This window comes from Methylobacterium mesophilicum SR1.6/6 (genome assembly GCF_000364445.2).
GTDB classification, from domain to species: Bacteria; Pseudomonadota; Alphaproteobacteria; order Rhizobiales; family Beijerinckiaceae; genus Methylobacterium; species Methylobacterium mesophilicum_A.
On record NZ_CP043538.1, the window covers coordinates 5,175,216 to 5,189,058 of the forward strand.

General features: G+C 72.0%; 10 protein-coding genes. 4 read left to right on the forward strand and 6 right to left on the reverse strand.

Features of this window, described 5'->3' with window-relative positions; genetic code table 11:
- Positions 1-423: 423 nt before the first annotated feature.
- On the forward strand, positions 424-3,411 hold the full coding sequence (locus MMSR116_RS24485; RefSeq protein ID WP_010685491.1) for a PAS domain-containing protein: 2,988 nt from the start codon (positions 424-426) through the stop codon (positions 3,409-3,411).
- Positions 3,412-3,450: 39 nt separating this feature from the next.
- Here MMSR116_RS24485 and MMSR116_RS24490 read toward each other — a convergent pair whose 3' ends face one another.
- From MMSR116_RS24490 to ptsP, 4 genes are all read right to left on the reverse strand, one after another.
- The gene (locus MMSR116_RS24490; protein ID WP_010685492.1) at positions 3,451-4,944 is read right to left on the reverse strand and encodes a carbohydrate porin; all 1,494 of its coding nucleotides are present in this window, start codon (positions 4,942-4,944) and stop codon (positions 3,451-3,453) included.
- 42 nt (positions 4,945-4,986) lie between these two features.
- The gene (locus MMSR116_RS24495; protein ID WP_010685493.1) at positions 4,987-6,693 is read right to left on the reverse strand and encodes a fructose-specific PTS transporter subunit EIIC; all 1,707 of its coding nucleotides are present in this window, start codon (positions 6,691-6,693) and stop codon (positions 4,987-4,989) included.
- A 245-nt stretch (positions 6,694-6,938) separates the two neighbouring features.
- Positions 6,939-7,901 (reverse strand): 1-phosphofructokinase, encoded by a 963-nt coding sequence (gene pfkB / locus MMSR116_RS24500; protein WP_010685494.1) that lies wholly within the window; start codon positions 7,899-7,901, stop codon positions 6,939-6,941.
- Positions 7,898-10,465: a phosphoenolpyruvate--protein phosphotransferase gene (ptsP, locus tag MMSR116_RS24505; RefSeq protein WP_010685495.1), complete on the reverse strand. Its 2,568-nt coding sequence runs from the start codon at positions 10,463-10,465 to the stop codon at positions 7,898-7,900. Before ptsP ends, pfkB begins: the two co-directional genes overlap by 4 nt.
- A gap of 186 nt (positions 10,466-10,651) precedes the next feature.
- Here ptsP and MMSR116_RS24510 point away from each other — a divergent pair, with 186 nt between their 5' ends.
- The 3 genes from MMSR116_RS24510 (at position 10,652) to MMSR116_RS24520 (ending at position 12,424) form a co-directional block, all read left to right on the forward strand.
- A complete protein-coding gene (locus tag MMSR116_RS24510) occupies positions 10,652-11,635 on the forward strand; it encodes a LacI family DNA-binding transcriptional regulator (RefSeq protein ID WP_010685496.1) in 984 nt (327 codons plus the stop codon).
- A 97-nt stretch (positions 11,636-11,732) separates the two neighbouring features.
- A complete protein-coding gene (locus MMSR116_RS24515) occupies positions 11,733-12,092 on the forward strand; it encodes a hypothetical protein (protein WP_158169127.1) in 360 nt (119 codons plus the stop codon).
- A gap of 86 nt (positions 12,093-12,178) precedes the next feature.
- Positions 12,179-12,424 (forward strand): hypothetical protein, encoded by a 246-nt coding sequence (locus MMSR116_RS24520; RefSeq protein ID WP_010685497.1) that lies wholly within the window; start codon positions 12,179-12,181, stop codon positions 12,422-12,424.
- 207 nt (positions 12,425-12,631) lie between these two features.
- Here the strand turns inward: MMSR116_RS24520 and MMSR116_RS24525 are convergent, their stop codons facing one another.
- Together MMSR116_RS24525 and MMSR116_RS24530 are read right to left on the reverse strand one after the other, a co-directional pair.
- Positions 12,632-12,850: a hypothetical protein gene (locus MMSR116_RS24525; protein WP_010685498.1), complete on the reverse strand. Its 219-nt coding sequence runs from the start codon at positions 12,848-12,850 to the stop codon at positions 12,632-12,634.
- Positions 12,851-12,941: 91 nt separating this feature from the next.
- A complete protein-coding gene (locus tag MMSR116_RS24530; RefSeq protein ID WP_039894033.1) occupies positions 12,942-13,127 on the reverse strand; it encodes a hypothetical protein in 186 nt (61 codons plus the stop codon).
- Positions 13,128-13,843: the final 716 nt, after the last annotated feature.

Consider the following 13,843-nt stretch of genomic DNA (forward strand, 5'->3'; position numbering starts at 1 on the left):
CATCGCAGGTCGGGACGCTGAAGTCCGGCGGTGCGGCGCCTGACGCTGGCGCACGACCGCGAGATCCGTGCCGCGCTCGGAAGGCCCGCGGGGGTGCGGCCGACCGGATCGTCCGCGCGGCGGGGCGGCGTGCGCTCAGTCACGCCCCGGCCGGAGCGGACCCTCACGGATTGATAGCCCGGCGCGATCATGCGAGGGCATCCCATGTCCATCACATCGACCCGCTGCACCACCCACGCCGCGGAACGTGGGGCCGCCCCGCAGGCCGTAGGCCCCGCGGCGCGCGGCCGTGGCGCCTCCGCGGGCGTCCGCCCGGCTCCGGGCTTCGGGAGCCGTCGGCGGAGCGCCGCCCCCGGTGGTCCCGCACCAGAGAGGATATCCCGCACGGGACGGGAAGCCGGGCGCAGGGCGGTCTAGATCACCATGACTCCGACCCCTGACGCGGTCGCCGACCCCGGCCGGCTCGCCGCCCTCGCCGCCCACGACATCCTCGACACGGCGCCGGAGGAGGAATTCGACGACATCGTGCGCCTGGCCACGCGGCTCTGCGCCGCGCCCGTCGCCCTCGTCAGCCTCGTGGCCGCCGACCGGCAATGGTTCAAGGCCCGGGTCGGGTTTCCGCCCTGCGAGACGGATCTGAACGCTTCGGTCTGCAAATTCGTGCTGACCGAGCCCGATCTGCTCGTCATCCCGGATCTCACCCTGGACCCGCGGACCGCGGCGAATCCGCTGGTCACGCACGCGCCCGGCCTGCGCTTCTACGCCGGCGTGCCGCTCCGGACGGGCGCGGGCGATGTCCTCGGCTCCCTCTGCGTCATCGACCGCGCGCCGCGGCCCGAGGGACTCACCGCCGAGCAGGCCGACAACCTGCGCGCGCTCGGGCGGCAGGTCTGCAGCCTGCTCCGGATGCACCGGACGCGCTCCGAGGAGGCCGGGACCGTCAGGGCGCTCGCCGATGCCGAGGCGCGGCTGCGCCAGGCCCAGGAGGCCGGTGGCGTCGGGCTGTTCACCATCGATCTCGCCGACAACGTGCTGACTCCGACCCCGCAATTCTGTCGCCTCTACGGGCTGCCCGAGGCGCCGCGTTACCCGTCGACGGCTTTCGAGGGGCTGATCATCCCCGAGGACAGGCACCTGATCTCCACCGCCGAAACCCGGCGCCGGGGCGATCCGCCCCGGGACGTCGAGTATCGCATCCGGCGTCCGGACACCGGCGCGCTGCGCTGGATTGCCCGCAAGGGCGAGCTCGAACGCGACCCGTCCGGTCGTCCCGTGCGGTTCTCCGGGGTGGCGCGCGACGTGACCGAGCAGCGTGGGACCCTCGACGCCCTGGCGCGCAGCGACGAGCGTTTCCGGACGATCCTGGAGACCATCGAGGCGGCCTTCGCCATCGTCCAGGTCAAGTTCGACGCCGACGACCAGCCGATCGACTACCGGTTCCTCGAAGCCAATCCCGCCTTCGAGCGCGAGGCGGGCGTCAACCTGCGGGGCAAGTGGGTCACCGAGTTCGCCCCGGATCTGGAACGCTTCTGGTTCGAGACCTACGGGCGCGTCGCCAAGACCCGGGAGCCCGCCAACTTCGAGAGCTACGCGAAGGCCTTCGAGCGCTGGTTCGACGTCCGGGCGGTCCCGGTCGGCGACCCGGCCGAGCGGCAGATCGCCATCATCTTCAACGACGTCACCGCCCGGCGGACCGCGGAGGAGCGCCTGCGCGTGAGCGAGGCGCTGGCGCGCGCGAACGTGGAGCGCGTCCAACTGGCGCTGGCGGCCGGCGCGATCATCGGCACGTGGCACTGGGACCTGCCGAGCGACCGCTTCACCGTGGACGACGCCTTCGCCCGCGCCTTCGGCCTCGACCCGGCGCTCGGACGGGACGGCATCCCCCTCGCCCAGATCGTCGCCACCGTCCATCCCGACGATCAAGCGGGATTGGCCGGCGCCATCAACGAGGCGGTCGCCCGAGGCGGCGCCTACGCCCACCAGTACAGGACGCGGCGCGCGGACGGGCACTACTACTGGCTGGAGGCGAACGGCCGGGTCGACCACGCCTCAGACGGCACGCCCCTGAGCTTCCCCGGCGTCCTCATCGACGTCGAGGAACGCCGCGCCATCCTGGCGGAGCGCGACCGGGCGGCGGCGGAGCTGCGCGCGCTCAACGAGACCCTCGAGCAGCGCGTCGCCGAGCGGACCGCCGAGCTGATGCAGGCCGAGGAGGCCCTGCGCCAAGCCCAGAAGATGGAGGCGGTCGGCCAGCTCACCGGCGGACTCGCGCACGACTTCAACAACCTGCTCGCCGGCATTTCCGGCAGCCTGGAACTCATGCAGGCGCGGATGGCGCAGGGCCGCTTCGGCGACCTCGACCGCTACATGACGGTCGCCCAGGGCGCGGCCAAGCGCGCCGCCGCCCTCACTCACCGCCTGCTCGCCTTCTCGCGCCGCCAGACCCTCGATCCCAAGCCCACCAACGTGAATCGCCTCGTGGTGGACATGGAGGAGTTGATCCGGCGCACCATCGGGCCGGCGATCACCCTGGAGGTGGCCGGCGCCGCGGGCCTGTGGCCGGCGCTGATCGATCCGGGGCAGCTCGAGAACGCGCTCCTGAACCTCTGCATCAACGCCCGGGACGCCATGCCGGACGGCGGGCGCATCACCATCGAGACGGCCAACACGTGGCTGGACCGGCCGGCCGCGATCCAGCACGAGGTGCCCGAGGGCCAGTACCTGTCGCTCTGCGTCACCGACACCGGCACGGGCATGCCCCCCGAGGTGGTCGCCCGCGTGTTCGAGCCCTTCTTCACGACCAAGCCCATCGGCCAGGGCACCGGGCTCGGGCTGTCGATGATCTACGGCTTCGCCCGCCAGTCCGGTGGACAGGTGCGGATCTACTCGGAGGTCGGCCAGGGCACGACCGTCTGCCTGTACCTGCCGCGGCACGACGGGGAGAGCGACGCGGATGACGTCGTGGGCATGCTCACCGAGGCGGCGCGCGCCGTCCAGGGCGAGACGGTCCTGATCGTCGATGACGAGCCGTCCGTGCGCATGCTGGTGACAGAGGTGCTCGAGGATCTCGGCTACACGGCGATCGAGGCGGCCGACAGCATCGCCGGGCTGAAGGTGCTGCAATCGGACGTGCGGATCGACCTGCTGGTCACGGATGTGGGCCTGCCGGGGGGCATGAACGGGCGGCAGATCGCCGATGCCGGCCGCGCCCGGCGTCCCGGCCTGAAGGTGCTGTTCATCACGGGGTATGCCGAGAACGCGGCGGTCGGGAGCGGGCAGCTCGACCCCGGCATGCAGGTGCTGACCAAGCCCTTCGCCATGGAGGCGCTCGCTGCGCGGATCAGGGATCTGATCCACGTCCCGGCACCGTCGCCCGAGGACATGGGGGCTCCCCCCGGCGCCGAGCCGTAGCGGGCTGCCACGGGCCCGCGCCGTCGACCCGAACCGGCCTCAGAGGCTGCCGGGGCCGCGGGCGAGCCCCACCAGGGTGAACAGGTCGACCGACAGCTTGGCGCCGACCACGAAGGCGTCCGGAATGTTGCGGCGGTAGAACGGGAACCGGGTCTGGTCCGGATTGACGATGACCTGCAGGTTCGGCGTCAGCCGGACCGCCGGGTTGATCTGGATCCCGTAGTTCAGCTCCATCATCACCTGCTGCGTCGGGATCCTGCGGACCAGGCCCAGCGTGCTCTGCGCGAGCACGATGTTCGACAGGGCGAGCGGGCTGAAGGCCTGCGTGTTGATCACGAACCCGACCGTGTCGAACGGCCGCCCCGCGAAGGTGCCGGTCTGCACGGCGCCGATCTCCAGGAAGTAATCCTCGACCAGCCGGCCCGAGGTGCCCGCCATGGCGACGCCGAACAGCGTCAGGCCCTGGATGCCCGCCGGGTCCGGCCGGGTCACCATCTGGTCGAACCGGGCGTAGACGCCCGAGCGCCCGAACCGGGTCATCGCCGGCAGGCCGGTGAGCACCGCCGGCCGCCCGGTCACGTCGCGCACGGGGTCGGCGTAGTCGGAGGCGTCGTACCAGCCGCCGATCCCGTAATTGCGGGGCCGCGCGTCGTTGGCGAAGGTGGTCGTGTAGCCGAGCTCGAACGGCACGATCGCGCCGGTGGCCCCCTTCAGGGAGAAGTCGAGGCCGTTGTCGCCCGGCTGCTGGTGCAGCGGGTTCACCTCGTAGGCGCCGGCGTGGACGAAGACCGTGTCGGTGAGCCACGCCTTGGCGTGCGCGCCCCAGCTGGACACCGGCCAGAAGGTGAAGTTCGACGTCTTGAACACGAAGGTCGGGTTGCCGCAGGCCGAGTTCGTCTGGAAGTTGCAGTAGATCGGCGAGTTCAGGAACGCGATGTTGGCGACCAGCCGGCCGACCTCGATGTCGAGGCGGTTGTCGAACAGCTTCTGCTGGTAGGAGAGCAGCGTCAGCCGCGTGGTCTGGCCGCCGCCGTAGATCTCCTGCACGCTCGTGTTGTTGCCGATGACGTCCTGCGCGAGGCTGCGCCCGTGCCGGTTCGTCACCGCCACGTGGAACGCGCCGCCGTCGATGCCGGCGAGGCGCTGCAGGTCGCCGTCGATGCCGAAGAACAGCTGGCCGGCATAGGCCGAGCCCTGGCGGAGGCCGCCGATCGGGTTCACCGCCCCCTGCCCTGTGTAGGTGGCCAGGAAGCTCAGGCCGTTGCCGAAGTCGAGGGTGCCGGGCGGCAGGGTCGGGGGCGTGGCGGTCTGGCCCAGCGTATCGGCGGCGCCCGCCGCACTGTCGGCCCCGCCGAAGCCCTGGCCGTCCGGCCGGGGCGGCGGCGGAGGGGCTGCCTGGCGCCGCAGCACCGGGCCCAAAGCCGTCGCCGGCACGGCGAGCCCGCCCGCCGGCTCCTGCGTCCGTCCGGGCTGCGGCAGCAGCCCGAACCCCAACCCGAGCGCCAGCGCGGCGCGCGTCGCCAAACCTGTCATGTCGCATCCCCCGATGGCATGGTGTTCGTGCGGCGGCCCGGCTCAGCCGGTCCGCTTCTTGAGCAGGCCGACCGCCAGCGCGGTGACCAGGGTGCCGGCGGCGAGGGCCAGGACGGCGCCGGGCAGGTTGGTCACGGCGTTCGGGATCGGCAGGACGAACAGGCCGCCATGCGGCACCTTGAGGGTCACGCCGAGGGTCAGCGCCAGGGCGCCCGCCACCGCGGAGCCGGCCACCAGCGACGGGATCACCCGCAGGGGATCGGCGGCCGCGAAGGGGATCGCCCCCTCGGTGATGAAGGCCGCGCCGAGCACCGCGGCGGCGCCGCCGGCCTCGCGCTCCGCCTGCGTGAAGCGGGCCGGGAACAGGCGGGTCGCCAGGGCGAGGCCGAGCGGCGGCGTCATCCCGCCGAGCATGACGGCCGCCATGGGCGCGTCGACGCCGGAGGAGAGCAGCGCCGCCGCCGAGGCGTAGGCGGCCTTGTTGATCGGGCCGCCCATGTCGACCGCCATCATGCCGCCCAGCACGAGCCCGAGCACCAGGGCGCTCGCCCCCTGCATGCCCTTGAGCCAGGCCGTGAGGGCCGACAGCACCGCCGCCACCGGCACGCCGACCACGTAGATCATCAGGAGGCCGGTGATTGTGGTGGCGAGCAGCGGCAGGATCAGGACCGGCTTCAGCCCCTCCAGGTTCCGGTGCAGGCGGATATGCGTGTTCAGGAACCGGGCCGTGTAGCCGGCGATGAACCCGGCCGCGATGCCGCCGAGGAAGCCCGCCTGGAGGTTCGCCGCCAGCATGCCGCCGATCATGCCCGGCGCGATGCCGGGCCGGTCGGCGATCGAGTAGGCGATGTAGCCGGCGAGCGCCGGGACGATCAGCGCGAAGGCCGCCTTGGCGCCGATCTGGCCCAGCGCGTAGCCGAGCGTCCCCTCGTGGCCGGGCGCCATGGCGTCGATGCCGCCGACCGCGAAGGCGAGTGCGATCAAGAGGCCGCCCGCCACCACGAAGGGCAGCATGAACGAGACCCCGGTCATCAGGTGCTTGTAGGCGCCGGCCTTCCGCTCGGCCGCCTCCGGCCGGGCCTCGGCCGCTGCGCCGTCGGCCGGCTGCATCTGCGCCTCCGCCAGCGCCGTGGCGATCAGGCCCTTGCCGTCGCGGATCGCCGCCTTGGTGGTGGTGGCGTAGACGCGTTTGCCGGCAAATCGGGACCGGTCGACGCCGGTATCGGCCGCGATGAGGACGATGTCGGCGGCGGCGATCTCGGCGGCGGTCAGGCCGTCGCGGGCGCCGACCGAGCCTTGCGTCTCCACGCGGATCGCGTGGCCCAGCGCCTCGGCGGCGGCCTGCAGACCCTCGGCGGCCATGAAGGTGTGGGCGATCCCGGTGGGGCAGGAGGTGATCGCCACGATCCGCTTCGTCCTGGCGGCCTCGGCGGCCGGCGTCCCCTCCCCGGCCCCGGAGAGCGCCCGGTCGAGCACGGCGTTGACGTCGGTGAGGACGTCCTCGACGGCGGCCCGCGCCCGGCGCAGCGCCCCGAACCGGCCCTCGCCGAGATCCCCGGAGCCGACGAGCAGCACCGCGCCGGCCTCGCGGATCGCCGCGTCCGGCAGCGGGTTGGCGCCCGGCGCGCCGCGCAGCTCCAGGGCGATGGGCTGGTTGCGCCGGCCCGCGGCCTTGCGCAGCGCCTCGAGGGCGAGGACGGCGTGGGTGGAGAGGTCTCCGCCTCCGACCACCGCCAGCAACTGTGCCATGGGTTCCTCCCTGTGTTTCGATTTGCCTTGCGTCCTGCGCCGGCAGGGCGCGGAGCCGAACAACGTCACGTCCCACCCGCGCCCTCATCCTGAGGTGCTGCGCAGCAGCCTCGAAGGAGGGTTCCAGGGATCGCGCGGCTGGCTGGAGGGCTCCTTCGAGGCCTCCGCTGTGCTGCGGCACCTCAGGATGAGGTGGAGGGTGGGGTTCGAAGGCGCATGCGGAGCGTCTTCCGCCGCGCGGGAAATCAGAGTCCGACAGGGCCGGCTGGCGCCACGCGGACCGCGCGCATCAGCGCCTCCACGGTGTCCCGCGGCGGCAGGCTGGCGCCCGCCCGGGTCAGCTTGCCCGCGGCGAATGCCATGGCGAGCCGCGCGGTCGCGTCGAGATCGAGGCCGACCCGGAGCGCCGCCACGAGGCCGGCCACCAGGGCATCGCCGGCGCCGACCGTGCTCGCCACCGCGATATCGGGCGGGCGCGCCTGGACGGCGCCCTCCCGCGTCAGGAACAGCGCGCCCTCGGCGCCGAGGGAGATCACCACGATCGGGATGCCGAGATCGCGCAGGTTCAGGGCCGCCGCCAACACGTCGGTCAGCGTCGGCAGCGGGTGACCGGCCCACTCCTCCAGCTCGTGCCGGTTCGGCTTCACCGCGAAGGGCAGCGCCTCTGGCCTGGCCGCGAGGGCGGCGGCGAGCGGCGGCCCCGAGGCGTCGAGGACCACCCGGGCGCCCCGGCCCTTCAGGCGAGCCGCTAGGTCCGCGTAGGTCTCCGGCGCGAGCGTCCCCGGCAGGCTCCCGGCCAGCACCACGAGCGCGTCGGCGGAAGCGTGGTCCAGGAGGATGGCCCGGGCCGCGTCGAGGCTGTCGGCCGTGACGGCGAGGCCCGGGAGGTTGACGTCGGTGGTGTCGCCGGTCCGCCGGTCGAGGAGCTTCAGGTTGGTCCGGGTCTCGCCGGGTATCCGGACGAAGCGATCGGCGATGCCCTTCCGGGACAGAACCTGCGTGAAGGGTGCGTCGTTGTCGGCGCCCAGGATGCCGGTGGCGGTCACCGGCAGGCCCCAATCGGCGAGGCAGCAGGCGACGTTCACGCCCTTTCCGCCGGCATGGGACCGCACTGCGGACGCCCGGTGGACGCTGCCGGGCTCCAGCGCGTCGAGCACGACGGTCTGGTCGATCGCCGGGTTCAGCGTCAGGGTGACGATCGGGCTCACGCGGCGACTCCCGCGAGGCCGGCGAGGTCCGAGGCCGTGTCCAGCGCGCGGACCGCGGCCGCGTCCTCCTGCTCGCAGGCCTGGCTCGCGAGCGCCCGCAGCGCCGCCATGTCGGCTCCGCGCAGGCGCGCCTTCACGCCCGGCAGGTCGCGCGGGGTCATCGACAGCTCGTGGACCCCGAGCCCCGCCAGCAGGCAGGCGCCGAACGGGTCGCCCGCGATGCCGCCGCAGACGCCCACGAAGCGCTTGTGGCGCGCGGCCCCCGCGCAGGTCATGTGGATCAGCCGCAGCACCGCCGGGTGCAGGGAATCGGCCTCCGGCGCCAGCTCCGTGTTCTGCCGGTCGATGGCGAGGGCGTACTGGGTGAGGTCGTTGGTGCCGATCGAGAAGAAGTCGCAATGGCGGGCCAGCGCGTCGGCCTGGATCGCGGCGGCCGGCACCTCGATCATGATGCCGAGCGGCACGTAGGGCGCGCCGATCGCCACGCGGATCCGCTCGGCGATGTCGCGCAGCCGCAGCACCTCCGGGACCGAGGTGATCATCGGCATCATGATGGAGAGCGGGGCGTGCTGGCCCGTCGGCGCATCGGGACCGACATGGTCCTTCGCGGCCCGGTAGAGCGCGCGGAGCTGCGGCTCCAGCAGGTCCGGCCGGCGCAGCAGCAGGCGGGCGCCGCGCACGCCCAGGAAGGGGTTCTCCTCCTTGGGCAGCTGCAGGTGCGAGACCTGCTTGTCGCCGCCGATGTCGAGGGTGCGCACGATCAGCGGGCGGCCGTCGAGAGCCTTCAGCATGCCCGCGTAGGTCTCGTACTGGTCGTCCTCGGAGGGCGTGTCGCCGCGTTCGAGGAACAGGAACTCGGTGCGCATCAGGCCGACGCCCTCGGCGCCCTGGTCGAGGGCGAAGGGGACCTGTTCGGGATTGTTGACGTTGGCGCCGACCGCCACCGCGTGGCCGTCGCGGGTCCGGGCCGGCAGGGCGCGCTGGCGCGCCTCGTCCTCGGCCTGCCGGCGCTGCCGCGCGCGCCACGCCTCGGCCGCGGCGATGTCGGCCGCACTCGGGTCGAGGTAGAGGCGGCCGGTGCCGCCGTCGAGGATCGCCGGAGTTCCCTCGGCGAGCGCCAGCAGGCCAGGGCCGCCCGCCACCAGGGCGGGGATGCCCAGCGTCCGGGCGAGGATCGCCGTGTGGGAAGTCGGACCGCCCTGGGCGGTGGCGAGCCCGATCACCCGGGCCGGGTCGAGACCGGCTGTGTCGGAGGGCGCGAGATCGGACGCCACCAGGATGCAGGGCGCGTCGGGCAGCGCGTGGCCGCTGCGCAGCGCCGGGTCGATCTGCGCCAGGACCCGGCGGCCGACGTCGCGCAGGTCCGCGGCGCGGCCGGCGAGCACCGGGTTGCCCAAAGCTGCGAGCTGGCCGGCGAGGCGGTCCACGGCCGCGTGCCATGCGTAGGCGACGCCGTGGCCCTCCACCATGAGCTGGCAGGCGAGCGTGATCAGGTCCGTGTCGGCGATCAGCTCGGCCTGGGCTCGGAAGATCCCGGCATCGGCCTTGCCGAGGCGCCGCTCGGTGTCGTCGGCCAGCGCCTTCAGCTGGTCGGCGGTCGCGCCGAGCGCGTGGTGCAGGCGGTCGGCGCCGGTGGTCAGGGGCTCGGGCGCGTCGGGGACCACGAGGTCGGCGCTGGCGAGCACGTGGATTGGCCCTATGCTGAGGCCGGGGCTCGCCCCGATGCCCGCCAGCGTGGTCGGCCGGTCCGCGGGGTTCCAGCCGGCGACGGGGCCTGCGGCCTTGGCGGCGGCCTCCGCGGCGCGCTGGGCCGCCGCTTTCTCGCCGGCGCTGAGCCCCGTGACCGCCGCGCAGATCCGGGCGAGCGCCCCGGCCTCGTCGTCGCCCTCGGCGGAGATCGTGACCGCCTCGCCGCAGCGCAGGCCGAGCTGGAGCAGGCCGATCAGGCTCTTGGCATCCGCGACCTGGGCGCCGTGCCGGACCTGGATCCGGGCCGCGCAGGTCTTGGCCACCTCCACCCAGTGCGCCGCCGGCCGGGCGTGCAGGCCGGACGGGTAGTCCACGGTCCAGTCGAAGCGCTGGCGCAGGTCCGTGACCGGTCCCGAGGCGGCGCCGGTGGCCGTGTCCTCCGACAGGGCGCCGACGATGTCGGCCTCCGCGGTCGTGGTGCGCAGGTGCTCCAGCCGGGCCTCGTCCTGGATCAGCCGCGTGAGGCGCCGCAGGACCGTGATGTGGGTGTCGGACTGTGCCGCGATGGCGACCACGAGGTGGGCCACCTGCCCGTCGTGCCAGAGGACGCCGTCGGGCACCTGGAGGACGGCGAGGCCGCTGTGGCGGACGAGGTGGCGGTCGTCGACCATGCCGTGGGGGATGACGACCCCGTGGCCCAGGAAGGTGTTCGCCACCGCCTCCCGGCGCAGCATGCTGTCGCCGTAGGCGCCGTCGATGCAGCCCGAAGCCGTCAGGAGCTGCGCCGCCTCGCGGATCGCCGCCTCCTTGGTGGCCGGCGCGGCCGCGAGGCGCACCAGGATCCGGGGCGCGGACAGGGGTGTCGGTGCGAGCATGGCGTGCGCTCCTCCCGTGGCGGCGACGATTGCGATGTCGCCTGTTCGTTACATTTAGTGAAAACGTTTTCACAACGTATGTCAAGGCGAGCCGCCCGGAAATGTGGCCTGGTGAGTTGCGGCCCGCCCGCACCCCTGGCAGTGAAGAGTTCGCGCAGCTGAAAACGTTTCCTGGGACTCGCGATCATGAAGGTAGGGATCCGTGACGTGGCCCGGGCGGCGGGCGTCTCGACGGCGACCGTCTCGCGGGCGCTCGGTCGGGGGCCGATCAGCGAGGCGCTGCGCGCGCAGGTCGAGGCCGCGGTTCGCACCACGGGCTACCGGCCGAATCTCTCCGCCCGGCGCCTGCGCTCGCAGGCGGCCCAGACGATCGGCCTGATCGTCGCTGACATCCGCAACCCCTTCTTCACCGCCGTGAGCCGCGCGGTGGAGGACGCCGCCTTCGCCGTGGAGATGCGGGTGATCCTCTGCAATACCGACGAGGACCCCGCCCGCGAGGCGATGTACCTGCGCCTGATGGAGGAGGAGCGGGTCACCGGCGTGATCTTCGCGCCGACCGTGGCGACCACGCAGCGGCTCGGTGCGGAGCCCCTCGGCTTCCCCGTGGTGCTGATCGACCGGTCGGGGCCGCCGGGCCTGCATGACGGCGTGGTCCTCGACAACGCGGCCGCCGGCGCGGCTCTGGTCGACCACATGGCGGCCCAGGGCTTCGCGCGGATCGGCGGCCTGTTCGGCTCGACGAGTTCGACCGCGCAGGAGCGCCGGGCCGGCTACGAGGCGGCGATGCTCCGGCACGGGCTCGCCCCCCAGATCCGGACGGTGCCGCCGAACGCCGCCGCCGCGGAGGCGGAGGCTGCCCGCTGGCTGGCGGATTCCGACAGGCCGGAGGCGCTCATCGTGTCGAACGGCCTGATCCTGATGGGTGCTGTGCGGGCGTCGCGGACCCTGAACCTGAGCCTTCCGGGCGACCTCGCGCTGGCGGGCTTCGACAACGAGCCCTGGACCGAGCTGGTCGAGCCCGGCCTCACCGTGATCGAGCAGCCCGTCTCGGAGATCGGGGCCCAGGCGATGCGGCTCCTGTTCGAGCGCATCGACACGCCGGATCAGCCCATCCGCAAGGTCGTCCTCACCGGGCGCCTCGTGGCGCGGGGCTCGACGCGGCGTCGCTGAAGGTCTGCACCGAGGGCCCGCGCGACGTCCATCGCGAGGTGCGAGGGCGCCGCGCGCGCCGCTGCCCACTCCTCAGCCATCAGGGGCGCGAGCGCGGATGCGCGGCCCGGCAGGCCTCCGCCGTCAGCCCACGCGCGATCACCGCCCGCGGCTGCGCGACGTGCGAAAAGCGCGCGCTGTGTGCGAAAAGTTGCATCCCTGCGGCGAGCTGGACTGTAGCATCGCGACGGCTGAAATTGTCGGAAACACTTTGTTACGCCAGCCTCGCATCAAGTTGACCAGAATGATCAACAGAGCGTCGGACAATCCTTTCAAGATACCGCTGCGCAAAGCGCAGATGTGGTATGATCGGCTCACGCCGTCGGAGGCCTTTTCCTTTAGGACGGGCTTCCTGTTGATCTGGACCATGATTTTCAGCATGGCCGCCTACGGCGTGGCTGACCTGGTCGCGCCGTGATGCTGCGGCGCGACAACCGCCTCGCTTGCTAAGCTTGACCATATCGGGCTACCTAAGCAGACCGAATTGGCAGGCCGGCACCCCCCATGCTGTATATCCTGACCGCGGCCCTCGGCGTCGTTGTCGCTCGACGATTTCACTGGATCGGCATCTTCGCCGTCAGCACGATCCTCGCTGTCGCCATCGGCGTCGAAGGCGCGATCCATGATCGGACGCTCCTGAAGGTTCTGCGCCGAGACTGGGAGGTCATGATCACCCTGCAGGCTTCCTACGCCGCCCATCTGCTCTGGGATGCCTATGGTCGGCATCTGATGGCCCGCATCGGCCGATAGGGCGGCCCGAACCCGGCGATGGCTCACGATTCGCCGCGTGCGGGCCTGGAGGCCGCCGCCGATGCGTTTCGGCGATGAAGGCACTGCCCCGATTATGACGGGCGGCTGACCGCTGTCCCGGCCGCGTCGGCGGATCCGCGCCGGTGCGGCAGGGGCGATGCGAGAGGGCCGGGTGCCCGGACGGCGCACCCGGTCGGCCTCAGGCGCTCACCGGTAGACCGTGCACCGGTTGACGTCGCCAATCGGCAGGAGCTCGCAGTTGGTGACCGGCGGAATGACGCCGTCATCCGTCAGGATCGCGTCTGCCGCCTCGCTGGTCGGAGGCGAGGTCAGCATGACGGTGCCGAACGCCGTCGCGGCGACCGCGAAGGCCAGCGCGAACAGCAGAAGATTGCGCCGGAGCGCGGGAGGCAGGGCAGCGGACATGAGCGTCCTCCTGAGCGACGCAGAGGCTGCGCCGAGGAGAAGGCTAGGCGCTCCGCCGGGCGGACGCGTCCCCCGAACGAATGACGACGGATCAGGACGCCAGCGCGAAGTCTGCCCCTGCGAAACCGAGGCCAGCCACGAACAGGCTTCCGCCCATCGCCTCGAGGATCGCCTTGTGGCGGGGGAATCTGTCGGAGCTGGCGGCCAGGCCGACGCCGGCCACGAAACAGAACAGGCCCAGGGACAACATGCTGGCCTCGGTATCGATCAGCGACACAGAGCCTACGGCTGCGCGACCGCGCGGTTCCCGTGCATCGGGGCTGTCGACAGATTCATCGCGCTCTGCGCGAGCGCGGCTCGAGCCTTCCGCGCCACAACATCGTCGATCCGGTCGACTCGATTGTTGGCTGATCGATGACGAGGACCGCGAGGTCGTCGCGAATGAGGGATTTCGCGGATCATTTGGCGGAGGGAGCGTCCGCCCATGGATCCAGTTTCAGCGTTGTTCTTCATGCACTTAGCTCCTGGCTCCTGGTGTCTACCCACGTCCTGATCCACATCCTGAGCGCGGATCTTAGCGAGCGCCGGCAGATGACGGCGGACATGATTTGGCAAAGCTCACGATTTATTGATCAGCTTGCCGGCGGCCTTAGCCCCTGCTGGCCGTCCACGCCCGTCTGACGGATCTTCATCCGGTGGTAACGGGCGGGCGTGGATGCATGAATTTTGCATTCAGTCGAACGCCGACCTCCTCTCGGCCACCACGCCCGCCCGCGGACGTCTTCCCCCGTGCGTCTCAACTGGGCGGGCGTGGATGCTGAGAACCGGCTCAGCGAAACGGACACCATGTCCGTTTTCAAAAGCGACACGGTGTCGTGTTTGACCTCCCCGGATCTGGGGAGCGCAAAACGGAAATCATTTCCGTTTTCCAAAAGCGAAACCGTTTCGCATTTGGCCAACCGAGCGTAGGCTATTGAAGTCGGATCGTCCTCC